We start from the raw sequence: 23,693 nt of genomic DNA on the forward strand, positions 1-23,693 counted from the left end.
ATGCCCACCACCGCCACCCCGCAGCCCGGCGCCCCGGTCGACCCGTACCGGGCGTACAACTTCCGGTTGCTCATCAACGGCGTCACCAACGGCCACTTCACCGAGATGACCGGGCTGGAGGTGAACATTCCCGGGCAGCCGTACCGGGAGCACGGCCTCGGTCGGATGCGGATGGTGCCCGGCCAGGCCGAGTACGAGCCGGTGACGCTGCACTTCGGCCTCACCGCCTCCCGCGAGCTGTGGGACTGGGTGAACGCCACAGCGCAGGGCACCCTCAACCGGCGCAACGTCTCGGTGGTGCTGCTCGACTCGGTCGGCACCGCCGAGGTGCTGCGCTGGAACCTGATCGACGCCTGGCCCACCCGGTGGCGTGGCGCGCACCTCAACACCCTCAGCCACGAGATCGCCATCGCCTCGTTGACCCTGCGCTACGAGGGACTGGAGCTGGAGACCGGCGGTGCCACCGCGCCGACACCCGCGTAGCTGGCTGGCCGGCAGGCTGCGCTCGGCCGCCGGGGCGGTGCAGCGCCTCGCCGGCCGGGTCGACCCCACCGGCCACCTTCCGCAACGGCCGCCCCCGGACGCGCCGACGGCCGCGCCACGCCGCTTCGGGGAACCCCCACGGCACTGGCTGGACCTGGTCGCCGCTCACGCCCCCGGTCTGCTGCGCGACCTGGACCTCGACGCGTCCCCGACCGACGCCGGGCAGATCCGGGGCCACGACGACCAGCAGGACGGCCTGGCGACAGCTTCCGTGGCCTCGCCGGACGGACCGATCCGGGGGGCGGACGGGCCGATCCGCTGGTCCCCGGCGGACCGACGCGGCACGCCGGCCGGGGAGGACACCGGGCACTCCGCCGGCACTGACGGATTCCGCGCCGGCGGCACCCGTGGCGGGTTCGGCGACACCGCCGGCACCAGCCGGACCGACTCGGTCACCCGGCCCGGTGGCCGGGGTTTTCGTGGGCTGTGGTCATCCGGAAGGCCGGGCACCTTCGGCGCACCGGGCGGCGCCGCCACGGCGGACGGCGTCGAACCCGTGGACGGCACCGGACGCGCAGGCATCGACGCAACGGTCGGTGACCTCGGAACGGCTGGCCGACACAACATCGCAGGCCAGCACGGCACCGACGGCACGGCGACCGGCGTCGACGGCAGGGCAATCGGCGTCGGTGGCGCGGCATCCGGCGTCGGCGGAACGGCGACCGGGATCGGCGGCACAGCATCCGGCGTCGGCGGGCCGCGCACGGTGGACGGAGCCGGCAGGTCGGGCGGATCCCGGTCAGCGGGCGGGATCCGGCGGTCGGACGGCACGCCTGACGGCCTGGCGAGCGGCAGCGCGATCCGCCGCGGCGGTGCGGTCGGCGGCGGTGCTTCCGACGCCGCGGTGCCTCCCGGAGGACCCGGCTGGGGCACGGCCTTCGCGCCCTCGGATCGGCGCGTGCCGGGCCGGGTGTGGGACGGTTGGCGCCTCGGCTCGCCGTTTCGACGAGGCCCGTCGACCGGGTCGGCCAGACCGTTCGGACCAGCGCCACGGGGCGACACCCCGGCCGTAGGCGGAGACGGGCTGCCCCGAGCGAGCGACCGTCCCCTCGCCCCTGAGGAGTTCCTGGACGGTCTCGATCCCTCCAGCCCCAACTCCACCGCCGACAGCACGGGGTGGGGCGGGCTCGCGGCGGTCGAGGCCGCCGACAACGGTCCGTGGCCGGCGCTACCCGGCGAACGGAGGTGGTCCGAACAGCACGCCGGCCCGCGCCCGGGACAGCACCGCGACCAGCGCGCCGGGCACCCGGGCGGGTGGCGTGACGGCGACGTCGGGGCCGGGAGCGGCGGGTCGACGCGCGATCCGGGTGGCGGAGGGTGGCCGGTGAGCAGTGCGTTCGGGCCGACGGCGCGGGCCACCGACCCGTGGCCGGCGCTGCCCGACGACGGAACGTTGTGGACGGTGCCGGGTGACGGCCTGGACGCCGCCCAGCTCGGTCGACTGGACCGGGAACAGGCGGGCGACTGATGGAACGCGTCGCCTTCCTCATCGACTCCTCCGGGGAGCGGGTGGACTGCCTGCTCAACCCGGAGACCGTGCAGGTGACCCGGCTCGCCGGCGTACGCCATCGGGGTGTCGCCGGCGGGCAGCTCACCGGGTCCGGGCTGGCCGACGACCCGCTGGTCTTCACCGGCGGGGGCCGCACCGAGCTGGTGCTCGACCTGCTCTTCGACGTCGACTTCGTCCAGGCGCAGGTCCGTCCCGCCGACGTGCGGGTGCTGACGCGTCCCCTGTGGATGCTGGCGGAAAACTCCGCAGCCGAGCACGGGTGGCTGCGACCACCGCTGGTCCGCCTGGTCTGGGGCAAGACGTGGAACGTGCCCGGTGTGATCATCGCGGTGGCGGAGCGGTTCGACGCGTTCACCGGCACCGGGTCACCCCGACGCTCCTGGCTGCGGCTGAAGCTGGTCCGGGCCGCCGAGACGGCCGATCAGGCGGAGGCCGGCTTCGCCGAGGAGCTGGCCGCCGCGAGCACCCCGACCGCCGCACCGGGCGGCGCGGTGATCGCCGCCGGCGACGGTGCCGCCGAGCCGGGCCGTTCCGGCGTGCGCTTCGACCTGCTGGCCAACGACGCGCTCGGCTCGCCGCTGCGCTGGCGCCTGCTGGCCGAACACAACCGGATCACCGACCCGCTGTCGGTGCCGGCCGGCACCACGCTCGCCGTGCCACCACCCGGCGCGCCGAGCGGCGGATCGGTGGTGGGTGCGGTGGCCGGCGCCGCGCGGGCACTGGCCGGCGCGGTGGGCGCCGGCGCGTCGTTCGTCGGCGCCTCGATCGCCACCGCGCCCGCCGCCTGGGGCCCGACGGGCCCCACCGCCACCAGCACCAACCCGGGGGGTACGCCGTGACGAGCGTCGCGCCCCGGGCGTTGATCGTCGTGCTCGACGGCGTCGAGCTGGCCGGCGCGGCCCGTCAGCGGATCCGCTCGCTGCGGGTGGCCGCACGACTCGACCAGCCCACCCAGGCCGAGCTGGTGCTCGCCACCAGCGCCGGGACCGGCGCGTTCGACCCGGCGGTCCGCCCCGGGGCGACCCTCGACGTACGGCTGACCGATCACGCCGACGCCCTGTTCGGTGGAGAGGTGACCGCCGTGGAGGTCGAGTACGCCGCCGACGGCGCGGCGGTGCTGCGGCTACGGGCGTACGACCCGCTGCACCGGTTGCGCAAGCGGCAGGGGTTGCGGGTCTTCACCTCGGTGACCGCCGTCGAGCTGGCCCGGGAGCTGTGCGGCGGCGTGGGGCTGGAGGTGACGGCCGAGGTCGACGGCCCACGGCTGGAGCGGCTGTTGCAGCACCGGCACAGCGATCTGGACCTGCTGCGCGAGGTGACCGGTCGGGCCGGGCTGCACCTGGCCGCCGATGGTGACGGGGTGCGGCTGGTCACCCTCGCCGGTTACGGGGAGCCGGTCGCGTTGACCCTCGGCGCGGGCGTGCACACCCTGCGCCTGTCCACCAACGCCGACCAGGCCAGCGGTGCGAGCGTGGCCCTGGGCTGGCACCCGCAGCGGGCCGAGGTGATCAGCCAGCAGGCCGACGACGCGCGCTGCGGTCGACCCGCCGGCGACCGCCTGGACCCGGCCGACGTGGGTGCCGACGGGGTGCGCACCGCCGTCGACCAGCCCGGCCGCAGCGACGACGAGTTGGCGGCGCTGGCCCAGGCGCGACTGGACACCCGGGCGGCGGCGCTGGTCACGGCCGAGGGGGTGGCCGAGGGCGATCCAACGCTGCGGCCGGGTCGGCGGATCGCCCTGACCGGTGTGCCCGATCCGGTCGCCGGGGCGTACGTGCTGACCGAGGTGGTGCACACGGTGGACGGCAACGGGCACCTGACCCGGTTCTCCACAGTGCCGCCGGTCGCCCCACCGACCCCGGCCGGCGGGACTGTGGTCACTCTGGGCACCGTCACCGACGTCGGTGACCCGGACGGGCTGGGCCGGGTCCGCCTGACCCTGCCGGCGTACGGGGACCTGGACGCCGGCTGGCTCGCCGTGCTCTGCCCCGGCGCGGGCCGGGGAAAGGGCCTGGTGGCGCTTCCCGACCCGGACGACACCGTGCTGGTGGTGCTGCCCGGAGGCGAGCCGGCCTCGGGCATCGTGCTGGGTTCGCTGTTCGGCGCCGTCGAGCCGTACGACGCGGGCATCGACGACGGCCGGGCGCGGCGCTGGACGCTACGCACCGCCGGCGGGCAGTCGATCGTCGTCGACGACGTGCAGCGCAGCCTGCGGCTGGCCACCGAGGGCGGCAGCTATCTGGAACTGACTCCCGACCTGGCCACGCTGCACGCCGCGTCCGACCTGGTGATCTCCGCACCCGGCCGGGCCATGGTGGTGCGCGCCCGCAGCGTGGACTTCCTGCACGCCGAGTCGACCGAGGACCCGACGACCGCGGCGAGGCAGGCCCGTTCCCTCGCCCGCGCCCACCACGAAGGAGGCAGCTGATGCGCTGGATCCACAGTGACTCCGTGATCACCTGCGACCACGACGGCCGGGTCGACAACCGGCCCTCGCAGCAGTGGGTGACAGTGACCGCCGTACCCGTGCTCGTGGACGACGACCCGGAGGGCCGCGACATCAAGGCCTGCCCCAACTACGGCCCGACGATCAAGCCGTGCGGCAAGACGCTGAACGTCCGCGTCGGCTACAGCGACTGGCTGCGGGTCGACGGGGACCGGGTGGTGCTGTCACACCTGGAGGGGTTCACCGACGGCACGCCGCCGGGGCTGGTCCACCACACGGTGCGGGACCCGCGCCAGCGGTTCCTGGGGGCGGACCGATGAGGGCCTTCCGCTTCGTCGGCGCCGGCTTCGACGCCGGCCGGAGCGGCGGGTTGGCGCTCACCGCGGCCGGCGGCCTGGCGATGACCGAGGGCGACGAGAGCGTACGGCAGGCGTTGTTCCTGCTCCTGTCGACGACACCCGGCGAACGGCTGATGCGACCCGGGTACGGCTCCCGGCTGCACCGGTTGGTCTTCGCGCCCAACGACGACACCACGGCCGGCCTGGCCATCCACTACGTCCGGCAGGCCATCGCCCGCTGGGAGCCGCGGGTCGAGGTGATCGACGTGGACGCCGGGCCGGATCCGGACGACGCGTGGCGGCTGGTGATCCGACTGGACTACCGGGTGCGGGCCAGCCTGACCCCCGGGCAGCTGGTGTTCTCCGTGGATCTGCTTCCGGTCGACGAACCCGCGCAGGGAGGACCCTCATGACGCTGCCCGTGCCGCACCTGGACGATCGCGGCTTCCTCGACCTGGTCACCGAGGCCCGGGAACGGATTCGGCAGTCCTGCCCGGAGTGGACCGACCTGTCGGCGCACGACCCCGGCATGGCGCTGGTGGAGGCGTTCGCGCACCTCACCGAGGTGATGATCTACCGGTTGAACCAGTTGCCGGAGAAGGCGTACGTCTCGTTTCTGAACCTGCTCGGGGTCTCCCGGCACGCGCCCACCGCGGCCTGGGCGGACGTCCGGTTCACCCGCAGCGGCACCGACCGCGGCGCGGTGCGGGTCCCGGCCGGTCTGCGGGTCGCGGCGGCCCGGGGCGCCGACCCCCGGCCGGTCGTGTTCGTCACCACCGAACCGGCGCTGCTGCCCGCCGACGAGGAGTCGGTGACGGTCCGGATGCACCACTGCGAACCGGTCGAGGCGGAGCTGCTCGGCGTGGGCACCGGCCAGCCGGGTCAGGTGCTGCGGGCCGCCCACGCTCCGCTGGCCCACACCGCCGAGGCGCTGGACCTGATGCTCGGTGTGGAGGTGCCGTCCGGCACTGTGGAGCTGGGCGCGGCGGCCCGCGAACACGACGGCCGCACGTTCGAGATCTGGCGACCGGTGGACAGCTTCGCCGGGCTCGGGCCGCAGTCCAAGGCGTACCTGGTGGATCGCTGCTCGGGGACCGTCACCTTCGCCCCGGCCCTCGACCTGCGACCCCCCGCCGCGCCCGGCCAGCTCCCGGCGAGCGGGGCGACGGCGGTGACAGTGGCGGCCGTGCCGCCGGCCGGGCGACAGATCCGACTCTGGTACCGCGCCGGCGGTGGGCCCACCGGCAACGTGGCGTCGGGCACCCTGACCAGCCTGCGCGATCCGCTACCCGGGGTACGCGTCGACAACCCCACGCCGGCAGCCGGCGGCCGGGAGATGGAGGCGCTGGAATCGGTGCTGCTGCGCGGCCCGTACGAGTTCTTCGCGCAGCAGCGGGCCGTCACCGCCCGCGATTTCGAGGTGCTCGCCACCAGCTCCGGCGCGGTGGCAAGGGCCCGGGCGTTCACCCGCGCGGCGGTGTACAGCTTCGCCCGGCCCGGCGAGGTCGAGGTGGTGCTGGTCCCGTACGTGCCGCCGACGGCCCGCCCCGGTGGCCGGCTGCCGGTGGCGGTGCTGCGCGAGCACGAGGTGCCCGAGGCACGGCGTCGGGTCGAGGCGGACCTGGAGGAACGCCGGATGGTCGGGATCCGGTCCCGGGCGACCTGGGCGCGCTTCAAGGCCGTGTCGGTACGGGCCCGGGTGGTGGTCCGGCGCGAGGAGGACGTGGACGCGGTCCGCAGCCGGATCCACGACCGGCTGCACCAGACGTTGAGCCCGCTGCCGACCGCGCTCAACCCGACCGGCTGGCCGTTCGGGGAGCCGCTGCGGGCGTCCAACGTCTACCGGCTGCTGGAGCACGCCGAGCCGGGCGTGCGCTACGTCGAGTCTGTGCGGTTCGTGGTCGACGAGGCGCCCGACGCGGAGGTCCGCGCCCTCGCCGTCGACCAGTACCAGCCCCGCACCTGGTACGCCGGTCGCGGCCCGGTGCTGTTCCGTTCCAGCAACGGCGGCGCGGGGTGGGAGCCGGCCGGCCGCTTCGACGGCGAGACGGTGCTGCGGGTGGCGCCCGCGCCCGCGCCGGTGCGGCCGGGCATCGTCGCGCGCCCCGGCTCGGTGGCCGTGGTGACGCTGCGCGCGTCCGGTGGATCCCGGGTGCACCTGAGCACCGATCTGGGTGAGACCTGGTCGCTGCTCACCGACCTGGACTCGCGGATCTCCGACGTGGCCTGGCTGGACCGCGACGGCGCGGGCGCGCTGCTGGTGGCCACCGACACCGGCCTGTACGAGGTGTCGTTGCTGCCCGGCGCGGTGCCGTTGCAGATCCTGGTCGACCCGTCGGACGCCGACCGGGGGTTCTACGCGGTGCGCGCGTTCGTCTCGGAGCGCGGCGCGCCGGGTGTGGCGGTGGCGGCGCAGGCCAGTTTCGGGGTCTACCTGTCGACAGCGGGTGGCCGACCCGGCAGCTTCACCCACGTCGGCCTGTCCAACGTGGACAACCGAGTACTCGCCGTGCAGTACGACGGCCCGGCGACCCTGCTGTGGAGCGGCGCCGGCGAGCCGGACCCGAAGAAGCCCGGCCAGGGCTGCCACCGCACCCGGCTGTTCGAGTCCGATGTGAAGTGGCAGAGCATGCAGGCCGGCTGGATCGGCGGCACCTGCCGGGACCTGGCGTTCGCCGGGCCACTGGCGGTGGCGGCCACGCAGAGCGGCGGGGTGCTGCGGTTGGACACCCTGGCCGCGCAGCCGCAGTGGCAGTCGGTGTCGGTCAACTGCGGGCTGCCGCTGCGCGACCGGACCCGCTTCGTACCCGTCGACGCCATCGCCGTGAGCGGCCCGACGGCCGGCGGCGCGGCCGGCGAGCCCGGTGCGGCGGAACGGCTGATCCTGGCCGGCGGCGAACGCGGCGTCTATCGCAGCGCCGGGGCCGTCGACTGGACGCCCAGCGCCAACCAGGCCACCGCCGACGTGGTGACCGTCCCGGATACCTGGCTGCTCTGCTCCGGCGAGCACGACATCGAGGTGGTGCGCCAGGATGCGACGCTCGGCGATTGAACGGCTGCTGCCCGCCGCCTACCAGCGGGCCTGTGTGCCCGGCAGCGTGCTCTGGACGCTGCTGGACGTGATGGAGGCGCTGCACGCCCCGGACGAGGCGATCCTCGCCGAGGTGGACGCCCTGTTCGACCCGTACCGGGCGCCGGACGGACTGGTCGTGCGTCTGACGCGGTGGGTGGCGATGGACCACGTGGTGGCCTCGCCCCGGCCGGACACCCCCCTGCCGCTGCCCGTGGGTCGGCTGCGTGACCTGGTGGCCAACGCCGCTCTGCTGGCCCGGTGGCGCGGCACCCCGTACGGGATGCGCAGAGCCCTCGAACTGGCCACCGGGTTGCCGGGCTTCGCGATCGACGAGCCCGACGAACAGCCCTTCCACGTCGTGGTGCGGGTGCCGGCGGCCGCAGCCGGCCAGCTCACCGTGATCACCCGCATCGTCGAGGCGGAGAAGCCCGCCTCGACCACCGTCGAGATCGTTCTCGAAGAGGAGTCGTCATGACCACCGAGTGGGCGGTCGTCGCCGCCGCCGAGCAGTTCACCCTCGACCCGCGCAACAGCGGCGAGCTGACATTCACCGTCTCCAACCCGGGCACCGCACCGGACACAGTGGTGTTCGACGTGGCCCCCGGCGACGGCTCCCAGCGGGCGTGGTTCACCGTCGCCGAGCCGCAGCGGGTGGTCCCCGGGCAGGGTTCGGTGTCGTTCCTGGTCAAGCTCGCGGTGCCCGCCGGCACCCCACCCCGGCGTTACGACATGACCGGCTTCGCGTACTCGGCGAACACCGCGCCGGAGGAGAGTTCCCGCTCCAGCGGTCGGGTCACCTACGAGGTGCGGGCGGTCGCGCCGCCACGGCGTACCCCGTGGTTGTGGATCGCCGCGGCGGTGGCGTTGGTGCTGGTGGTGGTGACAGTGGGGGTCGTCCTGCTGACCCGTGACGGCGAGCCGGCCCCCGGCGAGCCGCGGGTGGTCACCGTCGAGGCGGAGAGCCTGGTGGACGCCGCGGTGCTCAAGTCGCCGCAGAACAGCAAGGCGGCAGTGGGTGCGCAGCCCAACTGCTGCGGGGTGACCTGGTCCGGGGACAAGCAACTGTTCTTCACGGGGCTGGCCATCGGCGATCAGGTCACCGTGACGGTGCAGATCCCGGCCGACGGCACCTGGCGGTTCGCGACGGTACGGACCACGGCCCCGGATTACGCGAACACCGTCTTCACCATCGACGGCAGCCAGGTCGGCGACACTTTCCTCGGCTTCACGCCGAAGGTGCAGAAGACGGAGTTCCTGGACGTCGGAACGATCCGGCTGGCCAGAGGGCCGCACCAGGTCACGCTGCTGGTGATTGGCAAGACACAGGGCACGAACTTCTACTTCGCCGGGGTCGACACCATCCGGTTCACCGAGGTCGTGGCGCAGGCCGTGACGCGATGAGCGGTCGGCAGAAGGCGCTGCTGGGGCTGTTCGCCGTCCTGCTGGTGGCGTTGTTCGTGGTCGCGGTCGGCGCGGGCGGTGGCGACCGGGGTGACCCGGGCGCCCGGCACGGGTTGGTCGACCGGTTGGGTGCGCTGGGCGCCGAGCGTGCCTCGGTGGACCCGGCCACGGTCAGCGCCGACTGCCTTGCCGAGGTCGGCCGGCTGGTCTTCTCCGGCGGTTGCGTGCTGCGGGTCGCCGACCCCGGCGGGTTACGCACCCTGGTGCTGCGTAGCGCGGCACGGTTCACGGTCGTCGCGCCCGCTCCGGGCGACGCCGACCTGACCATCCGCGACGAGGTGGAGCCGGCACCGGACGGCACCGGCGCGGTGGCGAAGGTCGCCGTGGACCAGGCCACCGAGGTCGGTGTGCGCTGTCCCGGCCTGGGTTCCTGCACGGTCTTCGTGGCCGCATCCTGACCGGCTCGTTCCGATTCGAGAGGAGGCCGCCGTGGGTGACCTGCGCAAGCCGTTCCTGCTGCTGGCCATGCTCGCCATCGTCCTGGCGATCGGCGTGGAGCTGGGCGCCGGGCTGCTGCTCGGCGGCGCCGACGCCGGCGCGGCCCTCGCGGACAGCGCCGGAGCGTTGGACGTCGAACTCGACGACGTGTCCGGGGTCAGCGAACCGTCCGGTCGGGGCACCGGCTATCTCGCGTTGATCGACGCGGTGGCGGTCTGGAGCACCGGGCTGTTCTGCCTGGCCCTGCTGCTGCCCGAACGCGTCCAGGGCCGGGTGCAGGGCGTCGCCGGCCTGATCTTCTCGATCATCCTGATCATCGTCGGGCTGGTCGCGCTGGTCGTCGCGTTCGTCGAGCTGACGATCATGGTGTCGCTGTTCCTGGCCGCCCCGTTCGGCACATTGGCGTACCTGGCCCTGTGGGGGTTCTTCCCGGTCGGCGAGGCGGCGGTGCTGCTCGGGCTGGTGCTGCTGCTCAAGCTCGTCTGGGCCGGGCTGCTGGTGGCAGCCCAGCCGCGATTCCTGCAGAACAAGGGTCTCGTCCTGCTGATCCTCACCACACTGCTGTGCACTGTCGTGCTGGAGTTCCTGCACAACCTGGTGCCGGTGATCCTGGTCAGCATCGTCGACGACGTGGCGGCACTGGTCTTCGCGATCATCGCGATCATCTGGGGGCTGGTGCTGCTGATCGGCTCGATCCCGGCGATCGTCAAGGCCATCCGGGTCACCGCCGCCCTGCCAGCCCGCGCCAGTGCCACCACCCGCCCCTCGCCCCGTTGATCATGAAGTTGTTGCCCTGACACGCCGGGCGGAGTGGCAACAACTTCATGGTCAACGCGCGGTGTTGGCGAGGGCCGCGGCCTGGGCGCGGTTGAGGGTGCCGTCGGCGACCACCACCGCGTGCCGGCCGCGACGGTCGGTGCCGGCCGCGACGGTGACCGGCTCGTCGAACGCGAACGCCACCCCCACACCCGGATACATGGCGGTCCGCGTGAACCACCGGTCGCCGTCGCCGAGACCGGTGAAGACCAGGGTGTACGCCCCACCGTCCGGCCCGGTGCCGCACAGCGCGACCCAGGGCTGGGCGGAGCCGTTGACCGCCTCCTCCCCCGTCGCCGTGGCGCTGAACACCGACGCCGGGGCGGCCGAGACCGCCCGCCAGAAGAACCCGCCGTATCCGGCGCCGCCGGGGCGGCCGTTGGTGGCCGGGCTACCCAGTCGCACGTCCTGCCGCGCCGGGGCACTCAGCGTGTAGTCCACCTCCAGCCGCCAAGCCGACACACCGCCGCTCGGGTCACCGGTGCTCGGTCCGTCACCGCTCGGGTCACCGCCGCTCGGCCCCTCGCTGGTCAGCGCGACGGCACCGGTCAGCGCTACCGCGGTGAGCTGGCGGTGTTCGGTGAGCAGCACCGCGCCGTGCGGGTCGCGCCACTCCAGCCGGTGGGCCAGACGGTCGGCGGCCCGCTCCGACCAGCGGACGTGCGCGATCCGCCCGTGGTCGTCGCGCCAGGTGTAGCCGACGTCGCGCACGTAGGTGCGCCCACCCCAGAGGTTGGTGCCGTTGACGTCCTGCACGGCCAGGGAGGCCCCGAGGTGCCACACGTGGTCGGCGGGCTGCGCGTCGGTGACCACCGTGCCGGCCAGGGTGCGTACCGGGTGCAGGTACGGCCGGGGTCCGTGCCGCGCGTCCAACGCCGGGTCGAGCACGTACCGGGCCACCTCCGTCCCACCGACCAGCAGCCCGATCTGCTCGTCGGTCGTGGTGGCGTCGGCGGGCCCGGCGGCCCGGGCCGGACGATCGGCGGTCATGGCAGCTCCGGGTGGGCGGGAACCGGTGCGGCGCCCGTCGCGAACCGCTGACGGCCGGCGACGGCGTGCAGGGCGGCCACTGTGTAACCGGCGAGGATCGGCACCGCGACCGGGGTGACCAGCACCGCGAGCAACCCGGCCAACGCGGTGACGCCGGTGAGCGCGGCCCAGCGGGTGGGCGCGTCGAGGCAGGCGCGGGCGGCGGACCGGGCCGCCGCCCGCCACCGCCCGCCCCCGTTGCCGCCCACCTCGACCACGACCAACCCGGCGTACCCGGCCAGGCCGGCCGCGACCAGTGCCGTCACCAGCAGCGCCACCGGCCCGCCCGGCACCCGGCCGGTGGCCAGTGCCGCCAGGTCGGCGGCGAGGAGCCCGGCCACGGTGAGCGCGAGCAGACTGACCGGCGCGCCGGGCAGCACCGAGCGCCCGAACCGACGCACTGTCGTCCGCGCCGACGGCCAACTGCCGGTACGCGTCCAGTCGTGCACCGCCGCGCTGGCCGTGCCGACCGCCGCCGCGGCGGTGACCAGTGGAACCGCCGCCAGCACCAGCAGGATGCCGAGCAGCGCCAGGTCGGCGGCGTCGCGGGCGACGTCGCGCCAGTCCCGCCGCTCGCCGGCCTCCTCGGGTTCAGCCCTTGATGCCACTGGTGTTGATCCCCTCGACGAGCATTCGCTGGAACGCGACGAAGAACAGGAAGACCGGCAGCAGCGACAGCACCGACATGGCGAACATCGGCCCCACCGCGCTCTGGCTGGTCGAGTCGATGAACAGCGTCAACGCGACCGGCACCGTGTAGTCCTCCAGTTGGGACAGGAAGACCAACTGCCGGAAGAAGTCGTTCCAGGTCCAGATGAACGAGAAGATCGCCGTGGTGACCAGCGCCGGGCGGCTCAGCGGCAGGATGATGTGCCGGAAGATGCCGTACGGGCCGGCGCCGTCGATCCGGGCCGCCTCGTCCAGCTCGCGCGGAACGCCGCGCATGAACTGCACCATCAGGAAGACGAAGAACGCCTCGGTGGCCAGGAACTGCGGGATGAGCAGTGGCAGGTAGGGCCAGTCGCCGCCGACCAGCCCCAACGTCCGGAACAGGATGTACTGCGGCACGATCAGGACGTGCTGCGGCAGCAGCAGCGTGCCGATCATCACGGCGAACCACATGCCGCGCAGCCGGAACCGCAGCCGCGCGAAGGCGTACGCGGCCAGCAGGCAGGAGAGCCCGTTGCCGACCACGGTGAGCAGGCTGACCATCGCGCTGTTGAGGAAGAACCGGCCGAAGCTGACGTCGAAGTTGGACCACCCGGCGGTGTAGTTGCCCGGGGTGAACCGCTCGGGCAGCAGCCCGAGGTTGTTGACGATCTCCTCCTGGGACTTCACCGAGGTCCCGATCATCCAGAACAGCGGGTAGAGCACCACGGCGACGATCGCCACCAGGATGAGCAGCCGCAGCACCGGCCGGCCGCCGGGCCGTCGGCGCGCGTTCGGCGGCGCTGTGGTCGGCGCCGCGCTCGTCGGGGTCACCGTCACCATCACCGGTCCTCGCCGTCGGAGTAGTGCACCCAGAACCGTCCGGTGCTGAAGAAGATCGCGGTGATCACCGCGATGGCGAGCAGGAACACCCAGGCCATCGCGGAGGCGTAGCCCATGTCGAGCTCGGTGAAGCCGGTGATGTAGAGGTTCAGCGTGTACATCAGGGTGGAGTCGACCGGGCCTCCGGTGCCGTTGCTGAGCACGAACGCCGCGGTGAAGCCCTGGAAGCCGTTGATGGTCTCCAGCACCAGGTTGAAGAAGATCACCGGGGAGAGCATCGGCAGGGTGACGTTGCGGAACTGGCGGAACCGGCCGGCGCCGTCGACGGAGGCGGCCTCGTACAGCTCAGTGGGCACCTGCTTGAGCCCGGCCAGGAAGATCACCATCGGTGCGCCGAACTGCCAGATGGCCAGCACGATCAACGTCTCGAGGGCCCAGTCCGGGTCGTTGACCCACGGCTTGCCCTGGATGCCGAAGAGGCTCAGCAGTGAGTTGAACGCGCCGTCGCGGTTGAACATGTTGACCCAGACGATGGCCAACGCGACGCTGCCGCCGAGCAGCGACGGCAGGTAGAACAGCCCGCGGAACAGGCCCACGCCGCGCCAGGCGCGGTTGAGCAGCAGCGCCACACCGAGCGCCGCGGCCAGCTTCAGCGGCACGGCGATCAGCGCGAAGGTCAGTGTCACCCGCACCGCGTGCCAGTACGACGGGTCGGCGGTGAACATCCGTTCGTAGTTGGCCAGCCCCACCCACTGGACCTCGGAGAAGGGGGTGAGGATGTCGTAGTTGGTGAAGCTCAGGTACAGCGACAGCAGCATGGGGACCGCCGTGACACCCATCAAGCCGATGAGCCACGGCGACAGGAAGACGTACCCCGCCAGACCTTCGCTGTGCCGGAAGCGCCCGGGCCCACGCCTTGCGGTGTGGGCCCGAACGGATCCGGGGCCGCGTCGGGTCGGGTCGGGCGCCGTGGTCAACGCCACGAACAGCTCCTCTCCTAGCCTGGTGGGGCGGTCAGGCGATGGCGGACTTGCACGCCTCGATGAACTGGGCGGCGGCCTCGGCGGGGGTGGCCCGGCCGTACTGCGCGTTCTCGGCGGCCTTGATCAGCTCGGACTTGACCTTGCTGTGCCCCTTGATCGGCACCTGCGGCGACTTGCCGAACTTCTGGGTCAGCTCCGCCTCCACGGCGATCGACTGCTTCATCGCCGGGTCGGTGGTGTCGTCGCTGACCACCCGGCGCAGGTCCAGGTTGGACGGCAGGCCGCGGTCGGTGCCGAGCAGCTTGACCGCCTCCTGGTCGTTGTTCAGGAAGTTGATCACGTCGACCGCGACGTCCTTGTTCTTGCTGCCCTTGAACACCGACCAGTACATCGAGGCCCGGGCCCACTGCGCGCTGGGGTCACCGGGGTAGGCGATCACGCCCAGCTCGTCCTTGGTGTTCTTCTTCAGGTCCGGCATCTGGTTGGCCCACACCCAGGAGGTGGCCGACTTGCCGGTGACCACCAACTGCTTGGTGACATCGCTGGAGTTGCCCTCGTGGATGACGTCGGCGCTCGGCGTGGCCTTGCGGTCCCGGGCGCCCTTCCACAGGTCGAACCACCTGGTCACGTCCTCGGCGGTGAAGCCCAGCTCGGAGCCCTTGTAGAGGTCCTTGCCCTGCTGCCGGAGCCAGACCCAGAACGCCTTGTAGTCGGCGCTCGGATCCTGCGTGCCGGGCACCTTGGTCTTGGCGGTGACCTGCTCGGCCCAGGCGATGTGCTCCTCCCACGACATTCCGGTGGTGGGCTCGGGCAGGTTGTTCCTGGTCAGCAGCGTCTTGTTGTAGACCAGGCCCTGGGTGTTCTCCCCGGCGGCCAGACCGGCGAGCTTGCCGTCGACGACGCCGTACTGCCAGAGGCTCTCGGGGAACTTGGAGGTGTCCAGCTTTCCGGACTTCTGGTACGAGGTCAGGTCGAGCGTGGTGTTGCGGGACGCGTACTCGGCCAGGTAGTTGTCGTCGATCTGGAACAGGTCCGGCGGGTTGCCGCCGGCGGTGAGGGTGGCCAGCTTGTCGAAGTAGCCCTGGTTGGCCTGCCAGGTCTTCTCGAACGTCACGTTCGGGTGCTTCCTGGTGTAGAGCGCGAGGGCGTCCTCGGTCAACTTGGCCCGGGCGTCGCCGCCCCACCAGAAGATGGAGAGCTTGACCGGGGCGTTCGGGTCGGCCGCGCCGCCGTCGTCGTCTCCGCAGGCGGCGGCTCCGAACATCAGCGGCGCGGCGACCGTCACGGCGAGCAGGCCGCGCAGCAGGCGCCGCCGAGGCAGCGCGGTACGGTGATTGCGCCCGGCAGGCGCGTTAGTGGTGGGGGGCGTTGCGGGGTGCATGTGCGCTCACTCCTCGGCATTAGGAGGCGACGGCGTCACCGGTGGCCGCGGTCGGGATGCCCGGGCCCGCAGGGCAATGCGGGTCCGGGCCAGGCGGCGCGGCCAGGGGACGTGCCGGTCGGGCGTACGGGCCCGGGCCGGTCGAGTCGCGGATGACCAGGTCGGTCTGGAGCATTACCTGTGCGGTGGTACGACGGACGCCGAGCGGCGTGCCGGCACCGAGCCCTCGCGCGCCGCGCGGTGATTCGGTGTCCTGTTGCAGCAGCATGTCGACGGCCGTCCGGCCGGCGGCCCCGGTGGGTGTGGCCACCGTCGTCAGTTTGGGGCGGGTGAGCCGGCTCAGGGCGATGTCGTCGACCCCGACGACGCTCACCTCCTGCGGCACCCGCACCCCGAGCGCGTCCAGCCCCTCGATGAGGCCGATCGCCATCAGGTCGTTGTAGGCGAGCACGGCCGACACACCGCTGCGCCGCACCTGCTCGGCGATGGCGGAGCCGCCGGTCTCGGTGGGCGCGTTCGGGCCGAGCACTGTCAGCTCCGCACCACCCGCCCGGGCGGCCGTGCCAGCGGCGCGGCGCATCTCCCGGTTGGTCCACGAGCTGCGCGGGCCACCGAGCAACGCGATGCTGCGGTGCCCCAGGCCGATCAGGTGCTCGATCGCCGCCCGGGCACCCTGCCCGACGTCCATCAGCACGCAGGGCAGGCCGGTCACCTGTCGGTTGACGACCACCAGCGGCACCTCACGGCTGAGCTGTTCGATCAGGCTGTTGCTCATCCGAGGACTGCACAGCAGCACCCCGTCCACCTGCTTGGCCAGCGCGTGGACCAGCTCCTCCTCGACGGTCGGATCCTCGTTGGTGTCGGCCACGAAGACGTGGTAGTCGCGGTGCCGGGCCTGACTCTCCGCCGCCTTGATCAGTGGCGGGAAGAACGGGTTCGCGATGTCCGCGATGATCAGCCCGATGTTGTGCGTACGCCCGGTGATCAGCGCCCGGGCGGCCCGGTTGGGCCGGTAGCCCAGATCCTCCGCGCAGGCCAGCACCCGGACCCGGGTCTCCGGGTTGACCAGGTGCGGAGCGGAGAAGGTGCGGGACACGGTGGAGATGTGCACACCGGACGCCCGAGCGACGTCCCGGATGGTGACTGGCACGGCGGCCCCTTCGTCCGATGTGGTGGTGGTCACGTGGGTGTGGCCATTAATGCAAACGGTTGCGCCAGTGTCAACGGTGGATGGTTACGGCTTTGTTGCACCCACACTCCCCTTGGTGACTTGCTGCCCCGCAAACACGGATATTTGCCGCCGATTGCGTCACCCTCGTTGACGCAGTCGGATCGATCGTGATTACTTCACTGCAAACGTTTGCAGGATCACCGGGGAGGCGACCGCATGTCACCGAGAGTCGACGGCCGGGCCCGGTACGCCGTCGTGGGCACCGGCGCCCGGGCGGAGATGTTCGTCCGCGCCCTGGTGCTCGACCACGCCGACACCACCGAGCTGGTCGCGTTCGCCGACGTCAACCAGGCCCGGATGGACGCGCACAACCGCTGGCTGGCCGAGCTGGGCCACCGCCCGGTGCCCACGTACCCGGCCGGTGACTTCGCGGCCATGCTGGACAAGGAGCGCGTCGACGTCGTCCTGGTCACCAGCGTGGACGTCACCCACGACGAGTACGTGGTGACCGCGCTGCGCGCCGGGCGGGAGGTCGTCACCGAGAAGCCGATGACCGTGGACGCGCCGCGCTGCCGGCGCATCCTGGACGCGGTCACCGAGACCGGCGGTCGGGTGACTGTCGCGTTCAACTACCGCTACAACCCGCTGCACGAACAGGTCCGCCGGCTGCTCGCCGAGGGCGCGGTCGGTGAGATCGGCTCGGTGCACTTCGAGTGGCTGCTCGACGTACGCCACGGCGCCGACTACTTCCGCCGCTGGCACCGCGACAAGGCCACCTCCGGCGGGCTGATGGTGCACAAGGCCAGCCACCACTTCGACCTGGTCAACTGGTGGCTGGCCGCCACCCCCGTCGAGGTGTACGCGGCCGGCCGACTCTTCTTCTACGGCGAGGACGGCCGCCGGCACGGCTACGCCCGCGACTACGACCGGGCACACGGCTCCCCCGCCGCCGTCGACGACCCGTTCGCGCTGCGACTCGACGCCCACCCCCGGCTGCGTGAGCTGTACCTCGACGCCGAGGCCGAGGACGGCTACCAGCGCGACCGCAACGTGTTCGCCCCCGGCGTCAGCATCGAGGACGACATGGCGGTGCTCGCCCGCTACTCCACCGGCGCCACGATGACCTACCACCTCACCGCCTACGCGCCCTGGGAGGGTTACCGGGTGATGGTCAACGGCAGTCGGGGCCGGCTGGAGCTGGAGGTCACCGAGAACGACTTCGTCGACCGGGGCACCGCCGGTGCCGTCAAGGGCGCCGCCCTGCACGGCACCGAGGCGCCGGCCGAGGGCGGTGGTGAGACCCTCACCCTGCGCCCGTTCTGGCAACCGCCCCGACAGATTCCCGTCGAGGGTCGCAGCCGGCACGGCCACGGTGGCGCGGACGCCCGGATGACCGCTGTGCTCTTCGGGGGTCAACCCGACCCCCTGGACCGCGCCGCGACCGCCCACGACGGCGCGTTGGCCCTGCTCACCGGCCTGGCGGCCAACCGGTCCTTCGAGACCGGTCAACCGGTCCGGGTCGCCGACCTGCTCACCCCCCGCTGACCTGGAGACGAGGAGCCCATCCCCGTGCCGACGTTCGACCCCAACGACCTGCTCCTGCCGCCCGAACCGGGCCAGCGCGCGCTGGCCCGGGAGCTGTACGCCCTCGCAGCGGAGCAGCCCATCATCTCGCCGCACGGGCACGTCGACCCCGCCCTGCTGGCCGAGGACCGACCCTTCCCGGACCCGGCGCAGCTGCTCATCGTGCCCGACCACTACCTGACCCGGATGCTGCTCAGTCAGGGCGTACCCCCGTCGGACCTGGGTGTGCCCACCCGTGACGGCAGCCCCGTGGAGACCGACGGGCGGGTGATCTGGCGACGCTTCGCCGCGCACTGGCACCTGTTCCGGGGCACCCCCTCGCGGCTCTGGCTGGAGCAGACCTTCCGCACCGTGTTCGGGGTGCACACCCCGCTCGGCCCGGCCACCGCCGACACCCTCTACGACGAGATCGCGGCCCGGCTCGCCGAACCGGACTTCCGGCCCCGGGCGCTGTTCGAGCGTTTCAACATCGAGGTGCTCGCCACCACCGAGTCGCCGCTGGACGACCTCGGCCAGCACGCCAAACTCGCCGCCGACGGCTGGGGCGGGCCGGGCGGCCGGGTCGTCACCACCTTCCGCCCCGACGACGTGGTGGACATGGAGTTCGACGGCTGGTCGACCAACGTGGAGCGGCTCGGTGAGCGGGCCGGCGAGGACACCGGCACGTACGCCGGCTACCTGGCCGCGCTGCACGCCCGGCGCGCCGCGTTCATCGCCGCCGGCGCGACGTCCTCCGACCACGGCCATCCCACCGCGCGGACGCTGGACCTGACGCCGACCGAGGCCGAGCGGCTGTACGACCGGGGCCGGCGCGGCGAGGCCGACGCCGCCGACGCCGAGGCGTTCCGGGCGCACATGCTTGTGGAGTTCGCCCGGATGTCACTCGACGACGGCCTGGTCATGCAGCTGCACCCCGGCGCGGTGCGCAACCACAACCGTTGGCTGCACGCCCGGCACGGCCGCGACGTCGGCGGCGACATCCCGCAGGCCACCGAGTACGTACACGCGCTCGCCCCGCTGCTGGAGCGCTACGGCAACGACCCGCGGCTGCGGTTGGTGCTCTACACCCTCGACGAGGACACGTTCACCCGGGAGCTGGCACCCCTCGCGGGCGGATACGCCGCGCTGCTGCTCGGCGCGCCCTGGTGGTTCCTGGACTCCCCCGAGGTGCTGCGCCGGTTCCGGGAGACGGTCACCGAAACCGCGGGCTTCTACAACACCACCGGGTTCGTCGACGACACCCGGGCGTTCTGCTCCATCCCGGTACGCCACGACGTCGCCCGTCGGGTCGACGCCGGCTTCCTGGCCCGGCTGGTCGCCGAGCACCGGCTGCCGATGGACGAGGCCGCCGAGACCATCGTCGACCTGGCGTACCGGCTGCCCAAGCGGGTCTTCAACTTCGGAAAGGCCGACCAGTGACGGTGACCATCACCTCCGTCGAGGTGCACGACGTGCGGTTCCCGACCGCCGCCCGGGGCGACGGCTCCGACGCGATCAACCGCGGCGACTACTCGGCGACGTACGTGGAGCTGGGCACCGACGCCGGCCCGACCGGCGCGGGGTTCACCTTCACCAACGGCCGGGGCAACGAGATCACGTGCGCGGCGGTCCGCGCGCTCGCCCACCACGTGCGGGGGCGCACGATCGAGGAGATCACGGCCGAGCCGGTCGCGTTCTGGCGCTCGCTCAGCGCCGACGTGCAGCTGCGCTGGCTGGGCCCGGAGAAGGGCGTCATCCACATGGCGACCGGGGCGCTGGTCAACGCGGTGTGGGACCTGCGGGCCACGTTGGCCGGCAAGCCGATGTGGCGGTTCCTCGCCGAGCTGCCCACCGACGAGCTCGTGGCCAGCGTCGACTTCCGGCACATCACCGACGCGATCACCCCGGACGAGGCGGCGGCCATCCTGGACAAGGGATTAATCGGAGGGGATGGCCGGCTCGCGGAACTCAAGCAGAGTGGTTTCGCTTCGTATACCACCTCGGTCGGCTGGCTCGGCTACCCCGACGACAAGGTGCGGGCGCTGACCCGGCAGGCGTACCAGGACGGCTGGCGGGCGATGAAGATGAAGGTCGGCGGCCCGCTCGCCGACGACCTGCGGCGAGCCCGGATCATCCGGGAGGAGATCGGCCCGGACGCGCTGCTGATGATGGACGCCAACCAGGTCTGGGACGTCGACGAGGCGATCACCGCGATGACCACGCTGGCCGAGGTCGACCCGTACTGGATCGAGGAGCCCACCCACGCCGACGACATCCTCGGCCATGCCCGGATCGCCCGGGCGGTGACTGAGCTGACCGGCGGCCGGTGCCGGGTGGCCACCGGTGAGGTGGCCGCCAACCGGGTGGTCTTCAAGCAGTTGTTGCAGGCCGACGCGATCGGCGTGATGCAGATCGACGCCTGCCGGGTCGGCGGCGTCAACGAGGTCCTCGCCGAGCTGCTGCTGGCGGCGAAGTTCGGGGTGCCGGTCTGCCCGCACGCCGGCGGTGTGGGCCTCTGCGAGTACGTCCAGCACCTGGCGATCTTCGACTACCTGCGGGTGGGCACCGGCCTGGACGGTCGGATGGTCGAGTACGTCGACCACCTGCACGAGCACTTCGTCGATCCGGTCCGGACCCGCGGTGGCCGCTACCTGCTGCCCGAGCGACCGGGATACAGCGCCACCATGAAGCCGGCGTCGATCGCCGAGTTCCGCTTCCCGGACGGCCCGGCATGGCGGTGACCGTCGGCGCCTCCCGGCTCGGCCTGGGCATGCTGCGCCACCTGCCCGCCGAGGCCCGCCCCCTGATCCGGCCGGGCACCGTGCCGACAGGCATCGTGCACCTGGGCCTGGGCGCGTTCCACCGGGCACACCAGGCCGTGTTCACCGAGGCGGCGGTCGGCGCGGCCGGCGGCGACTGGGGCATCATGGCCGTCGCCCCCCGCAGCACCGCGATGGTCGAGGCGATCGCCGCCCAGGACAACCTGTTCAGCGTCAGCACCCTCTCCGCCGCCGGCAGCGCCACCCGTGTGGTGGGCGCCCTGAGCGGCGTACGGCACGCTCCCCGCGACCCGGACGCCGTGGTGGCGCTGCTCGCCGACCCGGCGGTACGCGTGGTGACCCTGACCGTCACCGAGAAGGCGTACCAACTCGACCCCGTGACCGGCGAGCTGTCCCCGGACGCGGCGCTCGCCGCGGACCTGGCCGGCGGCCGACCACCGACCACGGTGCCGGGGCTGCTGCTGCGCGGGCTGGCCGCGCGGGCCGCCGCGGACGCCGGGCCGGTGGCACTGGTGAGCTGCGACAACCTCCCGGCCAACGGCCGGCGACTGCGCGGAATGCTCGACCAGGCGGTCGGGCGTGCCGACGGGGTGCCCGCCGGGCTGGTCGAGTGGGTGGCCGCGAACGTCACCTGCCCGGGGACGATGGTGGACCGGATCGTCCCGGCCAGCACCCCGGAGACGATCGAGGCGGCACGCCGGGTGCTCGGCGTGACCGACCTGGCCGCGGTCGCCGCCGAACCGTACGCGCAGTGGGTGATCGAGGACGACTTCCCCGGCGGACGGCCCGGCTGGGAGCACGCCGGGGCGGTGCTCACCGACGACGCCGGCCCGTGGGAGCGGCTGAAACTGCGCACCCTCAACGGCGTGCACTCGGCCATCGCGTACCTGGGTGCGCTGGCCGGTCGTGAGACCATCGCCGAGGCGCTGGAGATCCCGCACCTGGCCGACGTGCTGCGCCGGCTGATCGCCGAGGACGTCGCGGCCAGCTTCACGCCGCCGGACGGGGTCCGGGTGGTCGACTACGGCGAGCAGGTCCTCGCCCGGTTCGGCAACCCGGCGATCCACCACCGCACCCTCCAGGTCGCGTTGGACGGCTCGCAGAAGCTACCGCAACGCGTCCTGCACACCATCGCCGACCTGCGCGCGGCCGGCCGGTCCGCGCGCTGGGGCGCGCTGGTCGTGGCGTCCTGGTTGCGCTTCGCGCTGGGGTACGCCGACGACGGGCACCCGTTGCCGTTCCAGGACCCCCTCGCCGGGCCGATCCGCGCCGCGCTGGACGCCGGTGCGCAGAGCCCGGCGGGTGCCGTCGACGCGCTCTTCGCGCTGCGCGAGGTCATCCCGGTCGAGGTAGCCGAGGACGACGAGGTCCGCGCCGACGTGATCGCCTGGTTGACCGCGCTGGAACGACACGGCGTCGAGGCCACACTGGCCGGTGCCCGGTGAACGGGCCGACACCGGCCGGTCGGTGGTGAGCGGGGTGACGCCGCCCCGGGTGGCGGTGATCGGGGCGAACGGGCACGGCCGGTGGCACCGGCGGGTGATCGCCCCGCTGCACGCCGCCGGCCGGTTGCGGCTGGTCGCCCTGGTCGACGTACGACCGGTGGAGGACGATCCGGCGGCGCCGGTGCCGCCCGGGGTCGAGGTGTTCACCGACCACCGGGCGATGCTCGCCGCCACCCGGCCGGAGGTGGTGGTGATCTGCACGCCACCGCACACCCACCTGGCGATCGCCCGGGACGCCCTGGCCACCGGCGCGGACCTGCTGTTGGAGAAGCCGCCGGTGTTGTCGCTGGCCGAGCACGAGGAGCTGGCCTGGGCGCTGACCGCCGCCGGCCGGGTGGCGCAGGTCGGCTTCCAGGCGCTCGGCTCGGCGGCCCTGACCGCGCTGACCGACGCGCTGGCGGCGGGCCGGCTGGGCACGGTCACCGGCATCTCCACCGTCGCCGCGTGGCAACGGCCGGACGCCTACTACGCCCGCTCCCCGTGGGCCGGTCGCCGAAGTCTCGACGGCCGGCCGGTGCTGGACGGCGCGTTGGCCAATCCGCTCGCGCACGCGGTGATGCAGTGCCTGGCGGTCGCCGAGGCGCTCGGTGGGGCGACGCCCTGGCCGGTGGCGATCGAGGTGGAACGCTACCGGGTCCGCCCGATCGAGGTGGAGGACACCGCCGTGCTGCGGGTCCTGTTCCGCGCCGGTCCGCCGGTGCTGGTGGCGGTGACCCTGGCCGCCGAGGAGTTCGTGGCGGGTGAGGTGGTGGTGACCGGCACGGCGGGTCAGGCGGTGCTGGAGTACCCGACGGACCGCTTGCGGCTGCCCGGGGACGTGGTGACCCGCCGCGTCCCGGGGCGGGTGGGGTTGCTGGAGAACCTGCTGGCGCACCGGGACGACCCGGCGGCGGTGCCGCTTATCGCGCCGCTGGCCCGCACCGCGCCGTTCACCGCGCTGCTGGACGCGCTACGGGTCGCCCCCGAGCCCCGGCTGCTCGACGGCGACCTGGTGACCGTCGTCGGTGAGGGCGGGGAACGGGTCCGCCACCTGCGGGGCGTGGTCGACGTGCTGCGTCGGGCGGCCGAGCGGGGGGCGCTTCCGAGCGAACTGGCGGTGCCGTGGGCGGCGGCGGCGTACCGCGCCGAGTTGACCGGATAGGGGGCCCCCGGCAACCGGAGTACA

22 protein-coding genes are annotated in these 23,693 nt (G+C 73.1%); 16 read left to right on the plus strand and 6 right to left on the minus strand.

Annotation, left to right across the window (positions count from 1 at the left end; all coding sequences use genetic code 11):
* Genes GA0070619_RS13685 through GA0070619_RS13735 form a run of 11 tightly spaced genes read left to right on the plus strand, consistent with a single transcriptional unit; the run spans position 1 to position 10,586 of the window.
* A complete protein-coding gene (locus tag GA0070619_RS13685; protein ID WP_030327509.1) occupies positions 1 to 483 on the plus strand; it encodes a phage tail protein in 483 nt (160 codons plus the stop codon).
* Entirely contained in the window at positions 458 to 2,011 is a 1,554-nt protein-coding gene (locus GA0070619_RS13690; RefSeq protein ID WP_088948411.1) for a hypothetical protein, read from the plus strand. Before GA0070619_RS13685 ends, GA0070619_RS13690 begins: the two co-directional genes overlap by 26 nt.
* Positions 2,011 to 2,892: a CIS tube protein gene (locus GA0070619_RS13695; protein ID WP_088948412.1), complete on the plus strand. Its 882-nt coding sequence runs from the start codon at positions 2,011 to 2,013 to the stop codon at positions 2,890 to 2,892. Before GA0070619_RS13690 ends, GA0070619_RS13695 begins: the two co-directional genes overlap by 1 nt.
* Positions 2,889 to 4,481 (plus strand): contractile injection system protein, VgrG/Pvc8 family, encoded by a 1,593-nt coding sequence (locus GA0070619_RS13700; RefSeq protein ID WP_088948413.1) that lies wholly within the window; start codon positions 2,889 to 2,891, stop codon positions 4,479 to 4,481. The genes GA0070619_RS13695 and GA0070619_RS13700 overlap by 4 nt, the downstream gene beginning before the upstream one ends.
* Positions 4,481 to 4,819, plus strand: a complete 339-nt coding sequence (locus GA0070619_RS13705; RefSeq protein WP_088948414.1) for a hypothetical protein — start codon at positions 4,481 to 4,483, stop codon at positions 4,817 to 4,819. The genes GA0070619_RS13700 and GA0070619_RS13705 overlap by 1 nt, the downstream gene beginning before the upstream one ends.
* The gene (locus GA0070619_RS13710) at positions 4,816 to 5,250 is read left to right on the plus strand and encodes a GPW/gp25 family protein (RefSeq protein ID WP_088948415.1); all 435 of its coding nucleotides are present in this window, start codon (positions 4,816 to 4,818) and stop codon (positions 5,248 to 5,250) included. The genes GA0070619_RS13705 and GA0070619_RS13710 overlap by 4 nt, the downstream gene beginning before the upstream one ends.
* The gene (locus GA0070619_RS13715) at positions 5,247 to 7,889 is read left to right on the plus strand and encodes a putative baseplate assembly protein (RefSeq protein ID WP_088948416.1); all 2,643 of its coding nucleotides are present in this window, start codon (positions 5,247 to 5,249) and stop codon (positions 7,887 to 7,889) included. The genes GA0070619_RS13710 and GA0070619_RS13715 overlap by 4 nt, the downstream gene beginning before the upstream one ends.
* Positions 7,870 to 8,385, plus strand: coding sequence for a phage tail protein (locus GA0070619_RS13720; protein WP_088948417.1), 516 nt, complete (start codon positions 7,870 to 7,872; stop codon positions 8,383 to 8,385). Before GA0070619_RS13715 ends, GA0070619_RS13720 begins: the two co-directional genes overlap by 20 nt.
* The gene (locus GA0070619_RS13725) at positions 8,382 to 9,311 is read left to right on the plus strand and encodes a carbohydrate-binding protein (protein ID WP_088948418.1); all 930 of its coding nucleotides are present in this window, start codon (positions 8,382 to 8,384) and stop codon (positions 9,309 to 9,311) included. The genes GA0070619_RS13720 and GA0070619_RS13725 overlap by 4 nt, the downstream gene beginning before the upstream one ends.
* A complete protein-coding gene (locus GA0070619_RS13730) occupies positions 9,308 to 9,769 on the plus strand; it encodes a hypothetical protein (RefSeq protein WP_088948419.1) in 462 nt (153 codons plus the stop codon). Before GA0070619_RS13725 ends, GA0070619_RS13730 begins: the two co-directional genes overlap by 4 nt.
* 31 nt (positions 9,770 to 9,800) lie before the next feature.
* A complete protein-coding gene (locus GA0070619_RS13735; protein WP_088948420.1) occupies positions 9,801 to 10,586 on the plus strand; it encodes a hypothetical protein in 786 nt (261 codons plus the stop codon).
* Positions 10,587 to 10,637: 51 nt separating this feature from the next.
* Here the strand turns inward: GA0070619_RS13735 and GA0070619_RS13740 are convergent, their stop codons facing one another.
* From GA0070619_RS13740 to GA0070619_RS13765, 6 genes are read right to left on the minus strand one after another with little or no spacing between them, the layout of a single operon-like run.
* A complete protein-coding gene (locus tag GA0070619_RS13740; protein WP_088948421.1) occupies positions 10,638 to 11,615 on the minus strand; it encodes a DUF6807 domain-containing protein in 978 nt (325 codons plus the stop codon).
* Positions 11,612 to 12,262: a hypothetical protein gene (locus GA0070619_RS13745; protein WP_088948422.1), complete on the minus strand. Its 651-nt coding sequence runs from the start codon at positions 12,260 to 12,262 to the stop codon at positions 11,612 to 11,614. Before GA0070619_RS13745 ends, GA0070619_RS13740 begins: the two co-directional genes overlap by 4 nt.
* Positions 12,246 to 13,145: a carbohydrate ABC transporter permease gene (locus GA0070619_RS13750; protein WP_088948423.1), complete on the minus strand. Its 900-nt coding sequence runs from the start codon at positions 13,143 to 13,145 to the stop codon at positions 12,246 to 12,248. The genes GA0070619_RS13745 and GA0070619_RS13750 overlap by 17 nt, the downstream gene beginning before the upstream one ends.
* Positions 13,145 to 14,128 carry a carbohydrate ABC transporter permease gene (locus GA0070619_RS13755; protein ID WP_088948424.1) on the minus strand — a complete coding sequence of 328 codons (984 nt, stop codon included), beginning with the start codon at positions 14,126 to 14,128 and terminating at the stop codon, positions 13,145 to 13,147. The genes GA0070619_RS13750 and GA0070619_RS13755 overlap by 1 nt, the downstream gene beginning before the upstream one ends.
* Before the next feature lie 31 nt (positions 14,129 to 14,159).
* Positions 14,160 to 15,509 (minus strand): ABC transporter substrate-binding protein, encoded by a 1,350-nt coding sequence (locus GA0070619_RS13760; protein WP_088948425.1) that lies wholly within the window; start codon positions 15,507 to 15,509, stop codon positions 14,160 to 14,162.
* Between the two features lie 19 nt (positions 15,510 to 15,528).
* Positions 15,529 to 16,659 carry a LacI family DNA-binding transcriptional regulator gene (locus tag GA0070619_RS13765; protein ID WP_088951784.1) on the minus strand — a complete coding sequence of 377 codons (1,131 nt, stop codon included), beginning with the start codon at positions 16,657 to 16,659 and terminating at the stop codon, positions 15,529 to 15,531.
* Between the two features lie 237 nt (positions 16,660 to 16,896).
* Between GA0070619_RS13765 and GA0070619_RS13770 the strand changes: the two genes are divergently transcribed.
* Genes GA0070619_RS13770 through GA0070619_RS13790 form a run of 5 tightly spaced genes read left to right on the plus strand, consistent with a single transcriptional unit; the run spans position 16,897 to position 23,669 of the window.
* A complete protein-coding gene (locus GA0070619_RS13770) occupies positions 16,897 to 18,225 on the plus strand; it encodes a Gfo/Idh/MocA family protein (protein ID WP_088948426.1) in 1,329 nt (442 codons plus the stop codon).
* A gap of 24 nt (positions 18,226 to 18,249) precedes the next feature.
* Positions 18,250 to 19,683: a glucuronate isomerase gene (gene uxaC / locus GA0070619_RS13775; protein WP_088948427.1), complete on the plus strand. Its 1,434-nt coding sequence runs from the start codon at positions 18,250 to 18,252 to the stop codon at positions 19,681 to 19,683.
* Positions 19,680 to 20,984 carry an enolase C-terminal domain-like protein gene (locus GA0070619_RS13780; protein WP_088948428.1) on the plus strand — a complete coding sequence of 435 codons (1,305 nt, stop codon included), beginning with the start codon at positions 19,680 to 19,682 and terminating at the stop codon, positions 20,982 to 20,984. The genes uxaC and GA0070619_RS13780 overlap by 4 nt, the downstream gene beginning before the upstream one ends.
* Positions 20,975 to 22,468 carry a mannitol dehydrogenase family protein gene (locus GA0070619_RS13785; protein WP_088948429.1) on the plus strand — a complete coding sequence of 498 codons (1,494 nt, stop codon included), beginning with the start codon at positions 20,975 to 20,977 and terminating at the stop codon, positions 22,466 to 22,468. Before GA0070619_RS13780 ends, GA0070619_RS13785 begins: the two co-directional genes overlap by 10 nt.
* Entirely contained in the window at positions 22,458 to 23,669 is a 1,212-nt protein-coding gene (locus GA0070619_RS13790) for a Gfo/Idh/MocA family protein (RefSeq protein WP_231927410.1), read from the plus strand. Before GA0070619_RS13785 ends, GA0070619_RS13790 begins: the two co-directional genes overlap by 11 nt.
* Positions 23,670 to 23,693 lie beyond the last annotated feature (24 nt).

Source organism: Micromonospora zamorensis (assembly GCF_900090275.1).
Taxonomy (GTDB): domain Bacteria; phylum Actinomycetota; class Actinomycetes; order Mycobacteriales; family Micromonosporaceae; genus Micromonospora; species Micromonospora zamorensis.